This is a genomic window from Occallatibacter sp., from assembly GCF_036502485.1.
Classification (GTDB): domain Bacteria; phylum Acidobacteriota; class Terriglobia; order Terriglobales; family Acidobacteriaceae; genus Telmatobacter.
This window is the reverse complement of the sequence record NZ_DASXYM010000165.1, coordinates 1-16,799: the sequence shown is the minus strand read 5'-3', so window position 1 is coordinate 16,799 and position 16,799 is coordinate 1. Positions and strand designations below refer to the sequence as shown.

13 protein-coding genes are annotated in these 16,799 nt (G+C 61.6%); 7 read left to right on the top strand and 6 right to left on the bottom strand.

Translation table 11 applies throughout. The features are described 5' to 3' along the window. The first annotated feature begins 151 nt into the window (after positions 1 to 151). Both VGL22_RS20395 and VGL22_RS20390 read left to right on the top strand, forming a co-directional pair. Positions 152 to 1,132: a branched-chain amino acid transaminase gene (locus VGL22_RS20395; protein ID WP_465268805.1), complete on the top strand. Its 981-nt coding sequence runs from the start codon at positions 152 to 154 to the stop codon at positions 1,130 to 1,132. 125 nt (positions 1,133 to 1,257) lie between these two features. Continuing rightward, positions 1,258 to 2,517: a Glu/Leu/Phe/Val family dehydrogenase gene (locus tag VGL22_RS20390; RefSeq protein WP_465268804.1), complete on the top strand. Its 1,260-nt coding sequence runs from the start codon at positions 1,258 to 1,260 to the stop codon at positions 2,515 to 2,517. Between the two features lie 95 nt (positions 2,518 to 2,612). Here the strand turns inward: VGL22_RS20390 and VGL22_RS20385 are convergent, their stop codons facing one another. Further along, on the bottom strand, positions 2,613 to 5,489 hold the full coding sequence (locus VGL22_RS20385; protein ID WP_465268803.1) for a glycoside hydrolase family 31 protein: 2,877 nt from the start codon (positions 5,487 to 5,489) through the stop codon (positions 2,613 to 2,615). A 105-nt stretch (positions 5,490 to 5,594) separates the two neighbouring features. Here VGL22_RS20385 and VGL22_RS20380 point away from each other — a divergent pair, with 105 nt between their 5' ends. Then, the gene (locus tag VGL22_RS20380; RefSeq protein ID WP_465268802.1) at positions 5,595 to 5,891 is read left to right on the top strand and encodes a hypothetical protein; all 297 of its coding nucleotides are present in this window, start codon (positions 5,595 to 5,597) and stop codon (positions 5,889 to 5,891) included. Between the two features lie 39 nt (positions 5,892 to 5,930). On the opposite strand, the gene VGL22_RS20375 is transcribed toward VGL22_RS20380, so the two are convergent. The 5 genes from VGL22_RS20375 to dacB all read right to left on the bottom strand — a co-directional run bounded on the left by VGL22_RS20375 (position 5,931) and on the right by dacB (position 10,882). Continuing rightward, complete coding sequence (locus tag VGL22_RS20375) at positions 5,931 to 7,976, bottom strand: S9 family peptidase (protein ID WP_465268801.1); 2,046 nt, start codon at positions 7,974 to 7,976, stop codon at positions 5,931 to 5,933. A 164-nt stretch (positions 7,977 to 8,140) separates the two neighbouring features. Further along, on the bottom strand, positions 8,141 to 8,515 hold the full coding sequence (locus VGL22_RS20370; RefSeq protein ID WP_465268800.1) for a hypothetical protein: 375 nt from the start codon (positions 8,513 to 8,515) through the stop codon (positions 8,141 to 8,143). Further along, positions 8,512 to 8,871 carry a c-type cytochrome gene (locus tag VGL22_RS20365; RefSeq protein WP_465268799.1) on the bottom strand — a complete coding sequence of 120 codons (360 nt, stop codon included), beginning with the start codon at positions 8,869 to 8,871 and terminating at the stop codon, positions 8,512 to 8,514. Before VGL22_RS20365 ends, VGL22_RS20370 begins: the two co-directional genes overlap by 4 nt. Positions 8,872 to 8,945: 74 nt before the next feature. Beyond that, the gene (locus tag VGL22_RS20360; protein WP_465268798.1) at positions 8,946 to 9,332 is read right to left on the bottom strand and encodes a hypothetical protein; all 387 of its coding nucleotides are present in this window, start codon (positions 9,330 to 9,332) and stop codon (positions 8,946 to 8,948) included. 14 nt (positions 9,333 to 9,346) lie between these two features. Further along, positions 9,347 to 10,882 carry a D-alanyl-D-alanine carboxypeptidase/D-alanyl-D-alanine endopeptidase gene (gene dacB / locus VGL22_RS20355; RefSeq protein WP_465268797.1) on the bottom strand — a complete coding sequence of 512 codons (1,536 nt, stop codon included), beginning with the start codon at positions 10,880 to 10,882 and terminating at the stop codon, positions 9,347 to 9,349. Between the two features lie 179 nt (positions 10,883 to 11,061). Between dacB and folP the strand changes: the two genes are divergently transcribed. The 4 genes from folP to VGL22_RS20335 all read left to right on the top strand — a co-directional run. Then, a complete protein-coding gene (gene folP, locus VGL22_RS20350; protein WP_465268796.1) occupies positions 11,062 to 11,967 on the top strand; it encodes a dihydropteroate synthase in 906 nt (301 codons plus the stop codon). Between the two features lie 132 nt (positions 11,968 to 12,099). Beyond that, complete coding sequence (locus tag VGL22_RS20345; protein ID WP_465268795.1) at positions 12,100 to 13,470, top strand: amidohydrolase; 1,371 nt, start codon at positions 12,100 to 12,102, stop codon at positions 13,468 to 13,470. Positions 13,471 to 13,655: 185 nt separating this feature from the next. Then, entirely contained in the window at positions 13,656 to 14,942 is a 1,287-nt protein-coding gene (locus VGL22_RS20340; protein ID WP_465268794.1) for an amidohydrolase family protein, read from the top strand. A gap of 382 nt (positions 14,943 to 15,324) precedes the next feature. Next, on the top strand, positions 15,325 to 16,799 hold a 1,475-nt coding region (locus tag VGL22_RS20335; RefSeq protein WP_465268793.1), incomplete at its 3' end, for a TolB family protein.

Here is a 16,799-nt window from a genome sequence, read left to right as displayed (position 1 = left end):
CCATACTGCGGGCTCGAAGAGTGTCACCGCCGGGTGGGGAAAGACCCCTTGAGCGGCACACGGAAGCGACGCGGAGAGGCCGCCACGAGGCTCTCTCCGCGTTTCCACGAGTGGACTCGACTGGCCCGGCAGTAGTGGACAGGGAGAAGCCATGCAGGTGGAAGCAGATCAGAACCTGATCATCTATTTCAACGGGCAGTACATGCGCCTGGGCGAGGCGAAGGTCGGCATCCTTACCCATGCGCTGCACTACGGCACGGGCGTGTTTGAAGGCGTCCGGGGCCATTGGAACGACAGCCAGCAGCAGCTCTATGTTTTACGAGCCCCGGAACACTACGAGCGCTGGAAGCGTAACTGCGGCATCCTGCGCATCACCGTGCCGCTGTCGCCCCAGCAACTCACGGACATCACGCTGGAGCTGATGCGCCGCAATCGCTTCGAGACGAACGTGTACGTGCGGCCGCTGGCCTACAAATGTTCGGAGCGCATCGGCGTAGCGCCTGACGACCAGGACGCCCATGCCATCATCGCTATGCCCTTCGGTGAATATCTTCACAGCGCCAACGGCCTGCACGCCGGCGTCAGCTCGTGGCGGCGCATCGACGACAATGCCATTCCGGCGCGCGGCAAAATCTGCGGCGCCTATGCCAATAGCGCGCTCGCCACCGATGAGGCGCGGCACAGCGGCTTTGACGAGGCCATCCTGCTGAACGAGAACGGGCATGTTGCCGAAGGCGCAACCTGCAACCTGTTCATGGTGCGCGACCGCCGGCTGATTACGCCGCCGGTCTCGGACAACGTGCTCGAAGGCATCACCCGCAATTGCATCATGCAGCTTGCCCGTCATGAGATGCGCCTTGAAGTGGTGGAGCGCTCCATCGACCGCAGCGAGCTGCTGGTGTGCGACGAGGCCTTCTTCACCGGAACGGCGGTGGGGCTGGCGCCAGTCGTGCGTATCAACCACCGTCCGGTGCGGGATGGAGCCGTCGGGCCGATCACTCACGGCATGCAGCAGTTGTACACCGACGCGGTGCACGGGCGCGTAAGCTTCTACCGCGATTGGCTCACGCCGGTGTATGACGCGCAGCATCCGCATGAGCCGGAAGTTGCCCTCGCCGGCACTGCCGGTTGAGAGCGTAGAATCCCGTACCGGGTTTCACAGCGGTTCCGCACTTCGGGCCGTGGATGAAGTCGGCTTGAAAGTCTTCCCGCGGGACTGCCGCCACACGGCCGTCGATGGCCGAGGAGGAACTCACAATGTTGACGACAACAAGGGCAGAAAACGCCTATGAACTCGCGCTGCAGAACTTTGACGCGGCAGCCGCTGTTCTGGGCCTGGATGACGATACGCGGGAGATGATCAAGTTCCCGGAGCGCGTTCTCACAGTGAGCGTGCCGGTGCGGATGGACGACGGCCACATTCACCGCTTCGAAGCCTATCGCGTGCAGCATAGCTCGGCGCGCGGGCCGGGAAAGGGCGGCATCCGCTATCACCCCCAGGTCACTCTGGATGAGGTGAAGGCGCTGGCCACCTGGATGACGTGGAAATGCGCGGTCGTCAACATCCCGTTCGGCGGCGCCAAAGGCGGCGTCACCTGCGATCCCAAGCACATGTCTCCGCATGAACTGGAGCGGCTCACGCGGCGTTATACCAGCGCTATCCTGCCCCTCATCGGGCCGGAGAAGGACATCCCGGCGCCGGACGTATACACCAACTCGCAAACCATGGCCTGGATCATGGATACCTTCAGCATGATGAAGGGCTACGCTGTCCCGGGCGTGGTCACAGGCAAGCCGCTGAATCTCGGTGGATCGCTGGGACGCAACGAGGCCACCGGCCGCGGCGTGTTCTACACCATTGAGCGCGCATGCGAGCACCTTGGCCTGCCGCTCAATGGCGCAAGCGTCGTGGTGCAGGGGTTCGGCAACGCGGGCTCCGTCACGGCTTTGCTGCTGCACAATGCCGGCGCCAAGGTCATCGCGGTAAACGACTCGACTGCCGGCGTCTACAACCGCAACGGCCTGAACATTCCCGAACTCATTCACCTGAAGACTCTGACCGGCAAGGTAGAAGGCTTCCCTGAAGCCGAGCCGATTACGCCCGAGGATCTGCTGACCCTGGAATGCGACATCCTGGTTCCCGCAGCCCTCGAGAATGCCGTTCGCGTGGACAACGCTCCCCGGGTCCGCGCCAAGATTGTGGCAGAGGCGGCCAATGGTCCGCTCACCCCGGCAGCCGACCGGATCCTCGAAAACAAAGGAGTGTTCATCATTCCTGACATTCTCTGTAACGCCGGCGGCGTCACCGTCTCCTACTTCGAGTGGGTGCAGGATGAACAGCACCTCTTCTGGCAGGAGCAGGATATCTACGACCGCCTGGAGCGGGTGATGAAAACCGCCTTCCACGACGTGCTGAAGATCCGTCTCGACCACAAGGTCCACATGCGCATCGCTGCCAACATGCTCGGCATCGGGCGGGTGGCCGACGCGGTAAGAGTTCGCGGGATCTACCCGTAAAACACGGAAGACGGAATAGGTCAAAGGGAGTAGAAACGCAAAAGCGGGATGCGGATTGAGGTCCGCATCCCGCCCTTTTGTTCTTGAAGGATCTTCTATTTTCCTGCCGGCGCCACCGTCTGCTTCCCGGTGTCGCGCGCGATCAGTTCCGTAGCCTCAGCGATGAGCTTCTGCGCGCGGCTCAGGGCGTCCATCCGATGCTGCTTCTGGGCATCCATGTCGGAGGGCTTGTTAGTCGTGCTCACACTCCGGGCGTAGTCGTTCATGCGCTGCGCGAAGTCTTTGGCAGCCTCATCAAGAGCTCCCTGGGCCTGCGGCAGCGTTTCGCGGAAGTGCGCGAACTCCTCCGTGGCCTTTTCGGGGTGATAGCCCAGGCGGTCGCCCGCCTGCATTGCATCCACCAGCGGATCGGGCGGGTGCGACACAGGCCATGTCTGGTGCATGGCTTCATAGGCGCCGCGCAGCCGGCTCATCGCCCCCGCAAAGCCGTCCAGCTCGGAGCGTCTGGCCGTGAGTCCCTGCGCACGGCGCACTTCAATGACCACACGCGACTCGACGCTCGCAGAAGGCACCGCGATCACCGTGGTCAGCGTGTCGCCCTCGTAGCTCCATCCGCCTTTGCCCGTAGGTCCGGCTTTGTGGAGCGCTGCTCCGTTCACGGTGATGGTCTCCGGCGGCCAGTCAGCCGGAAGCCGCAGCTCATAGCCGCGGTTGCGCATCATGCCCGGGAAGCTGCCCTCTACCGGGCCGATCTCGACGCGCAGAGTGTCTTCTTTTTGCGTGGCCTTGATGGGCAAGTGAGTGAACGCTCCGCGTTGATAGTCGATGGAGTTGCCGGAGTCTTCATAGACCGAGTAATCGCTGGTGGCGCCCGACTGCAGTGGCCAGACGTTGAGAATCAACGGATCGACCGCCTTCTGCCCCGTGTACTGCATGGGAGGCTGCATCGGGACTATCGTCCCTGCCTTCACATACACGGGAATCTGGTCGATGGCGAAACTGCGCTTGTACGTTTGTCCGCCGGCAAGGTGCTTGCCCGTCGCCCACTCAACCCACTCTCCCTGCGGAAGCCACACGTCTTCGGTTGCCAGGCCGGTGACTTTATCGGAGGCGGTAACCACCGGCGCCACAATCATGTGATCGCCAAACAGGTACTCGTCTTTGCTGGTGTACGCTTCCGAGGCCTCAGGCCAGTCGTAGTAGAGAGGGCGCAGAAATGCCACGCCGGTGTCATAGGTGCGGCGCGCCTCCGTGTAGATGTACGGCTGCATCGCGTACCGCAGGTGGAATGTATCGCGCAGGATGGACGAGAACGGCTCGGGATAGGCCCAGATGCGCCGCTCCGAATCGGGGTTCTTCGTCGTGTGCGTGCGCAGGATGGGACTGAAGGCCCCGAACTGCACCCACCGCGTGAACAACTCCGGATCAACCGCGCCCGGCATGTGTCCCCCGATGTCGTGGCTCCAGTACGCATAACCCACGTTCGCAGCCGTTGCAGTAAACCACGGCTGGAAGGCCAGTGAAGGCCATTGCGAAACCGTGTCGCCGGAGAAGCCGATCTGGTAGCGGTGATTCCCCAGTCCGCCCCAGCGGTGAAACAACAGCGGCCGGTGTCCTTCGCGCTGCTGATCCGTGAAGTGGAGGTAGTTGAGCCACCACGTCGGGTTCACGCCCTCCATCTTCGTGTTCTTTTCCTGTTGCCAGTCGAGCCACCAGAAATCAATGCCTTGCTTCTCGAGCGGGTGAAGCACCAGGTTGAAATAGTTGGTCGCAAACTTCTTGTCGGTGATGTCGAACGGCACGTATTGCTTGGTCGCGGGGTCGATGCCCATGGCCTTGGCCATCGCCGGATATGCATCTTCCCACGGCTGAATGCCTGAAGCCGGATGCAGATTCAGGCTGGTCTTCAGGCTGTCAGCGTGCAGTTTAGCCAGGAACTGATCGGGATCAGGGAAGAGAAGCTTGTTCCAGCTATAACCGGTCCACCCCTTCGAGTGATTGCTCGCGTCCATCACGCTGAACTTCATCCCAAACGTGGGATGCCAGTCCATGTCGATAACAAAGACATCGAGCGGCACATCATTCTCATGAAAGCCGCGAACGATCTCCTCAATCTCCTGGTCGGAATACGCCCAGTACCGCGACCACCACGTGCCGAACGCGAACTTTGGCGGAAGAGGAATGCGGCCCGCTACCTTAACGTAGTCGCCCAGTGCCCTCTTGTAGTCGTGCCCGTAGCCAAAGAAGTACCAGTCCTGGTGGTCTCCGGCGGGGCGCTCCATCGCCCACGGCCACGGGCTGTTCTCGCCCTGGCGAAAGCTGAAGTCCGCCGAGTCAAACAGCGGCCGCGAGGAGTCATCCACCATCGCCCAGCCGGCGCGAGAAATCAGGCCCTCTTCAACCGGTTCCCGCGTCTTCTCGCCGAGTGCGCCGTCCAGTGTGCGGGTGGTGCCCATCAGGTTCTGATCGTCCACCATGCCGGGGCGCCACACCACCAGCCTGTCACCCGCGCTGAGATTGATGGTGAGATTCTCGGGTGTGAACCTGCCGTCCGGCTTCGACTTATCCCCGGCCTTGGGCGCATAGACCAGCGTCAGAGCCGCGGTACGGATGGTCAGCTTCTCTTTGTCTTCTGAAAGAACACGCTCGAACTTAGGCACAGGCAGCTTGCGATTGAGAAACACGAAGCTGGCGTGGTCTTCGAAGTGGCCGTCCGCCGCCCACTCCATGCGAATGAGCTGCGAAGTTAATACCGTGAACCGCGCATTGCCCAGCGTGACCACTGCCTTTGGATCGGCTACCGGATCGGTGGCGTTGTCAGAGACGTTTGCGGCTGGATCGGCGGACAGACCTGCGGGTTCTGCGGCTGCGGTTGCGAGTGCCGGCATTCTGACCGGAACCTGGCCCTCGATTGCGGTAGCTCCTCCGGCAAGGAGGAGGATTGTGGCAAAGTGAAGCAAGGGAGTACGCACAGGATTTGCTCCTTGTTTTTTGTTCCCCGGAAGGCTATCACTCAAACCCGCGCATGCGCAGTGCGGTAAAATCGCCCCGACTGGCACGCGGCGAAGGAGATGACCATGAGAACCGATCGCTGGCTGATTGCAGCCCTGGTATGCCTCGTAGGAGGGTTGTGGCTGATCTTCGCCTGGGGCCACGGGAATGCTGGTTTCAACGTCGCGATCCCAATGGCCGCGACGAAGCTCGCCATCGACTACACCAGCACTGGCTGGCCTGTGATCGTCGGCGTTCCCCTCATCCTCATCGGCATTCTGCTGATGGTGGGCGCCTTCATTACGGCTGTGATCGCGCAGTTCCATCGCGCCGATGAGTTGCAGAGCGATTCGATGACAAGGCTCAGGATTCCCAACGAATGAAAGACGCCCCGCATCGAATGCGGGGCGTCTTTCATCAAGCTACTTCTTTTCGGGTTGTGCCGGCGGTGTCTGCCCCGGCTTCAGGTACTTGTCCCACCACCCCAGCCAGCGCTCGTAGCGATCCTTCACGTAACTGGGCTTCGTGAACCCGTGGAACTGCCCCGGATACACCACCAGTTCCGTCGGAACGCCAATCGACTTCAGCGCTTCGTACATCTGCTCGCCGCCCAGCAACGGCACGTTCATGTCAGACGTTCCGCCCATGAACATCGTGGGCGTATGTACGCGCTTATCCACCTCGAAAAACGGATAGCTGATCTTGATGTAGGTCTGCAGGTTCTTCCACGGGGGACCGAGCTCGTTGTCGTACTGCAGGATGTACTGGTCCACTCCGTAGAACGACATCGTGTTCGCCGTCCCCGCGCCCGAGATGGCGCACTTGAAACGATCCGTCGAAGCAATCATATAGTCGGTGAGGATGCCGCCATAACTCCAGCCCGTCACGCACATCTTGTTGGCATCTGCAACACCCATGGAGACTGCCTTGTCCACGCTTGCCTGCAGGTCCATCACTTCATAGTGGCCCCAGTCCGCTGCGATCGCCTTGGCATAATCCTGGCCGCGCCCGGAACCGCCGCGGTAGTTCACGTTCAGTTCCGCGTATCCCTTGGTAGCCAGCCACTGGCGCAGAAAATCAAACGAGTGCGCATCCTGCCCATTCGGCCCGCCGTGGATGAACAAGATCATCGGCGCCGCCGAGCCCTGCTTCCAGTCCGCCGGCTTGGTCAGCAGCGCGTGCACATCCGTCCCGTCCTTGCTTTTGGCTGCGATGTCTTCCACCGGCACCAGCTCGAGTTCCGCCATCAACGCATCATTGTGCGTGGTCAGCTTGCGCAGCTTGCCGCCCTCAAGAGCATAAATTTCGGCCGGATCGGAGTCATTCGTGTACAGCGCGGCGATGTGTCCCTTCTCTGACTCCCAGGTCTGCATCACGCCCTGCTGATCTTCAAGGCGCTTCACGCCCTCGCCGCTAAATTCCACCTCAGCCGGATACTCATTGCGGTCATCATTGACCAAATAGCTCAGCTTGCCATCCGGCGTGAACATAGGCTGGCTCACCGCACGATCCAGCTTGGTTGCCGGATAAGTCACCTTGCCGTCCACCGTAACCACTGCCGGTTTGGACTGCGCATATTCGAACAGCTTGAGATCCAGACCCCGCGTGTAGGCAATCGACTTCGAATCCGGCGACCACGCCAGCCGTCCGCCGTCCGCTCCCTTTTCGGTGGTCAGCTTTTTGGCCGCTGATCCGGCCTTCGCCGCCACCAGGAACACATCCGTATTGTTGGTGCGGTCAGGATCCTGATCGTGATTGCTCACATACGCGATCCACTGGCCATCCGGAGACCATTGGGCATTTTCTTCGCTGACATTCTTGTCCGTAGTCAGCTTCTCGGCCTTCTTGGTGCCAAGGTCGTAGAGGTACAGCGCGTCGTAGTCGTCGTTGCGGATGTAGCCGTGCACATCCTGCTTGAAACGGTACCGATCGATCACGATGGGCTTGGGAGGCGCCGGCTTCTTGCCTTCTTCGGGCTCGGGCTCCGCCTTGGGATGCAGTGTCAGCAGCAGCTTCTTGCCGTCGGGCGACCAGGCATAGCCTTCAACATCCTGATCCGTGATGCCGGTCAGCTGCTGCGCCTCGCCGCCGCGGCGATCCATAACCCATACCTGCGAGCCTTTGGCCGTTCCCGGACGGGACGACATGAAGCTGATGTACTTGCCGTCCGGCGAAAACTTTGGCGACGACTCGCCTTCCTTATCGTAGGTGAGCTGCAGATCGGCCGATCCGTCCCACTTCACCATCCACAAATGGGTTTGCGACTTGTCTTCTTTGGTGTCGATCTGTGAAACGGAGTAGACCACCCACTCGCCATCGGGCGAAACGGCCGGCGACCCGACTCGCTGAATCTTGGCCAGGTCGTCGAGCGTGATGGCGCGCTTCTTCGGGCTGTCGGCTGCTACCGCCAGGGAAGCACAAGAGAGAAGAACCAGGGGAACGAGAGACTTACGGAGCACAAGGGACATGGCAGGAAGCTTATCAAATCGGGCGTAAGCCCCAAATGAGCATGTCTGCATCGGTTTCACAGTTGCTATGCCCTCGAAGCCGCAACAGCCCAATGGCGTTTTCCTCAAGAGAACGCCACCTTGAACTTAAGCCGGCCAGATACAGGAACTATGAAACTGGTCATCTACCGCAGCCCGGCGCGGACCTCAGGCCGTATCAGATAGAGAAAGAACAGCAGGTTCAAAAGCCCCTGCACCGCCGCAGGCGCCGAGCGCTGCTGCGAGAAGACCCACGCGTTGTATGCGGTGAGGGAGAAGACCGCTGCCAGCCCCAGTGCCCACGCCCAGCGGAAAGATGCGATCAGCCCCGCGCTGGCAGTAAGGAACGCCACCGAGAACAGCAGGTACAGCGGCGGATAATGGCTGCCGACAACTCCCACCGCAATCGTGCCCGCCACAATCATCAGGTAGAACGCAATCGCAGCCACGCCCGGCAAGGGCATACGGCGTACCGGCCGGCCGGGCTGATTCTCTGGCTGCTGTTCGGGCTCGTTCGTCATAACGTGTGCAGATAGGCCAGAAGGTCCTGCATCTGCTGGCTATCCAATTGGGTCCCCGGCATCATGTTGCGCCCATGGACAATGACGTTGACCAGCCGCTCGTCCGTGGGCGGAGCACCTGAGGGCATTGCTGGAACCTTGGTGATCGCCTGCAGTCCGGGCCCGTTCAGTCCTTGCGTCGTGGTTGGATAGTGGCAGCGCGCGCAGCCGCTCTTGTACACAACTGCCCCGCGGGCCTCCTGCGGAGTCCATTGGGATTCAGGCTTGGAGGGGGGCAGCGACTTGCAGCCGAGAGCCATAAAAAGGCCGGCCGCGCAGAACACGGCAATTGAGGCAGCAGACCTATAGGTGTGCATCTGCCTTGATGATACTAGGTCGCTCGGCCCAGGCCGGCTGCCGCCTTGGTTCGCCCTGAGCACCCAAGCCTGAACTAGCCTGCCAGAGTGCGCATCCACTGAGCCACGAAGGGCTCCGGGTGCGCGGTCCTTTTGCGTGCCGGAATCTCCGCCCAGGCAATCCCCGTCCCCCAAAGGCCATCGCGGCGACGCAGGAAAGCTGTCTGTTTGCGGAACCTGACCTCGTAGTATCCATCCGGAACTTCATCCGGCACCTGCAATATCGTGCAATGCCGCGCCTGCCGCTCGTCGCGGCTCACAAGCAGAACACAGTCCGCTTCGCACCCCATCCCACGCAGAGTGCCGTTCACCACTTCCGTGATTCCCATATTGTTCAGAACCCCAGGCGAGAGGTCGGGCACAACGCCCGTCATTTCATTCGATGCGAAGCTTTGTCTCTGAAGATGTTTTCCAATCCGCAAGTCTCCTAAGGGGTTTACTCAGCTCCCGCAAGCGCCTCCGCAATGCGGTCCACAGCCTTGATCTCTTCGTTCGATCCCGGACGATGGCCGTTCACCATGATGGAGAAGGCCAGCATCTTCCCCGAGGCGGTCGTCACGTATCCAGAGAGGGCATTGCTTTCGGCTAGAGTCCCTGTCTTTCCCCAAAGACGCCCCGCGACCGGCGAGTTCCTAAACCTGTTGGAGAGCGTCCCATCCACCCCGGCCACCGGCATCGTTTCGCGCCAGGCCTCTCCCCACGGCTGCCGCGCGGTCCAGGTCAGCAGCTTAGTCAAAGCGCGCGGGGCGATCCGGTCATCCATACTCATGCCGCAGCCGTCGTAGAGGAAAAAATCGTTGTCGTCGACGCCGGCGTTCACCATGAACTGCCGCACCACGCGCGCGCCCTCGGCGAAGCTGCCATCCGTGCCGAACGTCTTGCCCAGCAGCCGCAACAGCAACTCGGCATGCAGATTCTGGCTCACCTTGTTCGTCACCTTGATATCCTCGGCCAGCGGAACAGAGGTGCGATGGGCCAGCACTTTGCGCGCCTCCAGCGGCGCGGCCACAGTGGTTGCCGTCGATGGCGCCAGCGTCTGGATCGGCATCGACCGCTCCGCCCAGAACTCCCCGGTTGCGATGGAAGAACGGTGCGCCGCGGTCGGTTCGCCGTCTACTTTGACGCCGCGGCTTCGCAGCGCCAACTTAAACGCCGCTGCGGTAAACTCCGCCGCATCATCAAGTGCCATATTGGTGTGAAATCCATTCTGCGGCGCCGTGCCAAACGCCCGCACCATGCGGCTCCCCAGCCGGCGGTCAAGGCCCGGATGCGCCTGCTCGCCGGCCGCTGCCACGGTCATGGCATTGTCCACTTGGTAATAATCCACCGGCGGATTCCACTGTACGGCTGTCTGGTCCGGCTTCCCCGCATCGGCGTCGCCGCCTACTGTGAGGCCTACCTCATTTTCATTGAACGACAGCGCGGACACCGGCGCCCCGTAACCCCACTGCAGGTCATCCCAGGCCCACGACGCGCCCCACGGTTCGTCGAGATAGAAGCTGTCGTCGCCTACGACATTGCCCGTCACTTCGCGCACTCCGGCTTCCTCAATCTGCTGCGCCAGTCCTTCGAGCACCTCCATCGGCCGCGGCTTCGGCGCGGGAGAAGCGGGCGGCGTTCCCGGCGGCGGAGGTGGCGGAGGCGGCTGATAAGGATACTTCCGCACGCTCAGCGTGGGATCGCCCGCACCTAGAATCTCCAGGTCGCCATGCAGTACACCGGCGGAATCGACCTCCCCGGCCGCCACAATGTTTGTGGTCCACGTCAGCATCTTTACCGGCAGCAAAGCGTAAGCGGCCGCCGTGATCAGCAGCTTCGCATTCGATGCCGGAACAAACAGCTTCCCGTCATTCAGGGAATAAAGCACCTGCCCATCCAGCGTCGTCACGCTGATCCCGAATTCCGAACGGCTCAGAGCAGGCTCTGCCAGAATCGCGTTCACGCTCTCAGCCAGTGCACTCGTCTTCGCCACAGCTCGCGCTGCCGCTTTGTGCCGAGCAACACCCTGCGCTTGCAGAAGCGGGCCTGCGATCAAAGAACACGACAACGCAACCGCCAGTGCCCGTGAGGAACAATACATGGCGCGAGTGTAGCAGGCATTTCCGCACTGCCCTTTTCCAGCCCATAGAATCGAAATGTCGCCGATCGAGCATGCTCAGCCACCGCACAATCACCGAATGGCGCCTGCGTACGCGCAGCCTCGAACTGGCGGCGCGCACCCTCGTCATGGCCGTGGTCAACATCACGCCAGACTCCTTCAGCGACGGCGGTCTGGCGTTCTCTCATGAGGCTGCCGTGGCTCGCTGTCTGCAATGCCTCGACGAGGGGGCCGACATTCTGGACCTGGGCGCCGAGAGTACCCGTCCCGGCTCCCGCGCCGGGAACGTAGACGCGGCAGTGAACCCTGAAATAGAGCAGGCTCGCCTTCTACCTGTGCTCGAATCGCTGTTCCGCGCTCGCCCCGATGCAGTGGTCTCCATCGATACGTACAAGTCCGCCACGGCAAATGCCGCACTCGCCGCCGGTGCCGAAATCATCAACGACGTCAGCGGCTTCACCTGGGATCCCGCAATGCCCCGCGTCTGCGCAGAAGCGGGCGCAGGCGTCATCCTGATGCACACCCGCGGCCGCCCCGATGAATGGCGTACCCAGGATCGCCTCGCGCCCGACGCCGTGCTGAACATGGTGCGAGACGGCTTGAGCGACAGCCTTTCCCTTGCCGAGAGCTCCGGAATCCCGCCCCACGCAGTGGTTCTCGACCCCGGCTACGGCTTCGGCAAACGCTTTGCCGAGAACTACGCGCTGCTCGCTCACCAATGCCAACTCCTCGAACTCGGCCACCCACTCCTCGCGGGCCTTTCGCGCAAATCGTTCCTCGCCCACACCCTCGCGCCTTTGCACAACGGCGATCCCGCTCCTGTTGGCCAGCGCGAAAACGCCAGCCTGGCCGCAATGGTCGCCGCTATCCTCAATGGCGCATCCATTGTTCGAGTGCACTCCGTGCGCCCCGCCGTTGAAGCCGCTCGCATCGCAGACGCGATACTCGGCGAGTCCTGAGTAATCATCAATGGCAACCTCACGCCCCATGCTGTAGCATCCCGCATAAGGATTTTCCCGTATCGAACCGGCGCGATTCTTCCCCGACTCCGCCCACTCTTTGTAACCGCACTCATCTTCAGGAGGTTCCCCTTGGATTCTCTGCCTAACCGTGCGCGCGCCCTGCGCCAGGCGGGCTGCGCCGTTCCCATCCTGCTCTGCGTCCTTGCTTCACACGCGCAGACCGCCACACAGCCGCCACCGCAGGATTTAGTTTTTAAGAACGCTATCGTCATGACCGCCAGCCACGGCACCATTGAGCACGGCTCCGTCTGGGTGCATGCCGGCAAGATCGCCGGCGTGGGCGCCACCGTCAACGCTCCGTCTTCCGCGCAGGTCCTCGATGCAAGCGGCATGTGGCTCACCCCCGGCATCATCGATCCTCACTCGCACTCCGCACTCGACGGCGACGTGAACGAGGCCACCAGCCCGGTGACGCCGTCGATGCACATGATCGATGCCTTCGATAACCGCAGCGCCGATCTCTATCGCGCCCTCGCTGGCGGCGTCACCACCGAACTGCTGCTGCACGGCTCCGCCAACATGATCGGCGGGCAGGCCGTGGTCATCAAAAATAAGTTCGGCCTCGACCGCGACGCCATGCTCTTCCCCAATGCGCCCGGCTCCATTAAGTTCGCCAGCGGAGAGAATCCCAAACGCGTCTACGGCAGCCGCGACCAGCTTCCCTCCACGCGCATGGGCAACTTCGAAGTGATGCGCATGGCCTTTGAAGACGCCAAACACTACATGGCTGATTGGGATGCCTACGATGCCAAGGTCAAGAAGGGCGACAAGGACGCCGTCGCTCCCAAGCGCGACCTCAAGCTTGAGGCCCTGGCCGACGTGCTCCGCGGCAAGCTCTACGTGCAGATCCACTGCTACCGCGCCGACGAGTTTCTCACCGAAGAAGCCATCGCCAAGGAGTACGGCTACAAGATCCGCGCCTTCCATCACGCCCTCGAGATGTACAAGGTAGGCGACAAGATCGCCGCCGACGGCACTGGCATCGCCACCTTCTCTGACTGGTGGGGCTTCAAAGACGAAGCACGCGACGCCATTCCGTGGAATGCGGTCCTCTCCATGCGCGAAGGCGTGAAGGTTGCGCTCAAGTCGGACTCCGATGACCACATCCGCCGCCTCAACCAGGAGGCCGGCAAGATGGTCCACTATGGCGGCGCCACCGAAGACGAAGCCATTCGCATGGTCACGCTCAACCCCGCATGGATCATCGGCGTGGACGACCGCACCGGTTCCATCGACGTCGGTAAAGACGCCGACCTGGTCCTCTGGAACCACGATCCGCTTTCCACCTATGCCCGTGCCCAAAAGGTCTACATCGACGGCGACCTGTTCTTTGACGTTTCCCTGCCCGGCTGGGGCACCACGCACTTCACCGGAGTCATGCACGACAGCGGCGGGTTCGGATCAGACGACGAAATCGGCAGCCAGGAGGACGGCCAGTGAACTTCAAATCTTTGCATTTCGGCAAATCTCGCCATCCAAACAACGCTGTCATCCTGAGCGACCGTAGCGCAGCGAAGGGAGTCGAAGGACCTGCGGTTGCCCTTCAGCCCTCAACCCCACAAACCTTCCGTACCTCATCCTTGCGCCTTTTTTCCGGCGCAACGTTGGGAGCCATCGCGCTTGGAGTGACATTCGCCGTCTTCTCACTCCCTGCCCCGAGCCAGGCAACTGATTCACCCAAAGTCATAGCCATCACCGGCGGCAGGCTCCTCACCGTCTCCCACGGCGCCATCGAAGACGGCGTCCTCGTCCTGTCCGATGGCAAAATCACCGCCGTCGGCAAAGCCGGCGAAGTCAAAATCCCCAAAGATGCGCAGATCGTCGATGCCAAGGGCATGACCGTCTATCCCGGCCTCATCGACCCTGAAACCAACTTCGGCCTCACTGAAATCTCCGCCGACCAGATGACCAATGACCTGATCGAACGCTCTGATGAGATTATGCCGCACATGCATGTCTACGACGCGTTCCACTCTGAGACCGAGCTCATCCCCGTCGCCCGCCTCAACGGCGTGACCAATGCCGTCGTCGCACCGGCAAGTGAAGACTCCATCTCCGGCCAGGACATCTTCATCCAGCTCTATGGCCGCGATCGTGACCAGATGATCATGGGCCGTGATGTAGCTCTCGCCATGAACTACGGCGCCGAGCAGCGCAGGCGCGGCGGCCGCGGCGGCGGGTTCGGCACTTATCCCTCCACCCGCATGGGCCTCATCACCCAGCTCCGCCAGACCTTCCTCGATACCCAGGACTACGTGGCCAAGCGCGATGCCGCCTCCAAAAAAGACGACAAAGCCTTCAAGCGCGATCTCAAGTTCGAGGCTCTGATCCCGTACCTCAAGGGCGAGCGCCCCGTGGTCATCGGCGTCTATGAAGGCTATGACGTCGAGGTCATCATGGGCCTGGCGCAGGAGTTCAAGCTCAAAGTCATCCTCAATCACGTCACCCAGTCGCAGGAGGTCCTCGACAAGATTGCGGCGTATCACGTGCCCGTCATCATCGGCTCCATCTACGACGCCCCACGTGCCGACGAGCGCTTTGACGCGGTCTACACCCTGCCGGCGGAACTGGCCAAACGCGGCGTCAAAATCGCTATCTCGTCCGCCGACGGCGAAGGCCCGGTCAGCAGCCACTCCGTGCGCAACCTGCCCTACGCCGCGGGGTTCGCCGTAGCCTACGGCCTGCCTTACGACGAAGGCCTCAAGGCCATCACCCAGAACGTTGCCGACATGTTCGGCTTCGGCGACAAGCTGGGCTCGCTCGACGTGGGCAAGATGGCTAACGTGGTGATCGCCAACGGCGACCCGCTGGACGTCCGCACCGACGTGAAGCAGGTCTACATCCAGGGCGTGGCCGTCCCCATGGTTACTCGCCAGACCAAACTCCGCGACGAGTACAGCCCGAAGAAGTAGCGTCCATAACCACCAACCCGGGTGCCCCATCCTTCGGACAGCCTTATCGTCCGAAGGTGGGAAACCACGAATCTCACCCAGCCTCTGACCGCTCCACAACCGACGCCGAGTGCCGGGTGCCCCCGGTCCCTCGCACTTGGGGACCGGGGAGGGAAGCAAACACCACCACTGACCCAACCCCCGACCGCACCACCACCAAAACTGTCATCCTGAGCGAAGCCGGTCGCCCTTGACCGGCGGCGTCGAAGGATCTGCGGTTGTCCCTGGGGACCCTCGATTCACCCAGCCAGACGGGTCCCGCACACAGGTTTCCAGCCCATTCGCGGTGTAAACTTCTCCTTCGCGCCACGTTCAGCCGCCGCTCGCGCAGACAGGGAAACCCATGCACCGAATCAAGCTTTCCGTCCTGTTCTTTGTCTTTCTGTCTCCTGCCCTCTTCGCACAGTCCAAGCGCCCCATGACTTTCGACGACATGATGGCGATGAAGCGTCTGGGCGAGACGGCTGTCTCCCCCGACGGCAAATGGCTGGCCTACTCCGTCACCACCGTCGATCTCGAAAAGAACTTGAAGACGCCGGAGCTCTGGCTGCAGAAGATCGAAGGCGGCGAGCCCATGAAGATCAGCGTCGCCCAACCCGGCGACAGCGGCCCGCAGTTCTCGCACGACGGCAAACACATCCTGTTGCTCTCCAGCCGCGACGGCGCGCAACAGATCTGGCTCGCCGATTTCGACCCCCCAACCGGCGCGACAAGCAATGCAAAGAAGCTGACCACCATCGCCACCGAGGCCGACAACGCCAGGTGGTCGCCGGATGGGCAGTCCATCGTCTTCACATCGAGCGTCTATCCCGATTGCCCCGCCATAACTTTCGACAAGGCCGAAGGCGACAAATGCAACGCCGATAAAAACAAGGCCGCAGCCGAAAGCAAAGTCAAGGCGCAGATCTTCACCGCCCTCCTTTACCGCCACTGGAACCACTTCACCGGCCCCAAGCGCAGCCACCTGTTCCTCGTCCAGCTCGACTCCGGTAAAATCCGCGACCTCAATCCCGGAGACTCCCACGACGTTCCGCCCTTCTCGCTCGGTGGTGGTGGCGGCTTCTCCATCTCGCCCGATTCGAAGGAACTGGCCTTCACTGAAAATCCCGATCCGGTGCCGGCCACCAGCACCAGCGCGCAGATCTACACGCTCGACCTCACCGACCCCGCCGCCAAGCCAATAAAGATCAGCACCAGCGCCGGCGGCAATTTCGATCCCGCCTACTCGCCCGACGGGAAGTACATCGCTTGGCGCAGCCAGGCCCGCGCCGGCTACGAAAGCGACAAGTTCCGGTTGATGCTGTATGACCGATCCACGAAGACCCTCGCAGATTTACTTCCAAAACTCGACAACTGGGTCGACGAGTTCGCATGGGCTTCAGACTCAAAGAATCTATATTTCACGAGCGGAGTTTCGGGAAGCGAGCCCATCTTCTCGGTGGCCACGAACGGCAACAATCTGAGTTGGAGAACAGGGCTCGGAGTGATCGCCAATGATTTTGAAAACGGCGAATATAGTGACCTCCACATTACGTCAGACGGGCGCTACTTGCTTGCCGCGAGAATGACAGTGTCCAAGCCTTCCGAAGAGTATGTGATGCAACTGGGTGTGGACAGCGGCATGAATGTGGACAAGTTCGGATCTGCGATTCATGTTCGCCCAGGCTCACTCGATTCGGCCGGATACGAACTGGACAAGATATCGCAGTTGACTCGCCTGAATGAGGCCGTCCTCGAACGTATCCAGACCTGGGGCGGCGGAGCGCACGAACCAGAACCAATGGAATCCTTCTGGTTCACCGCCAAGGACGGCACCAA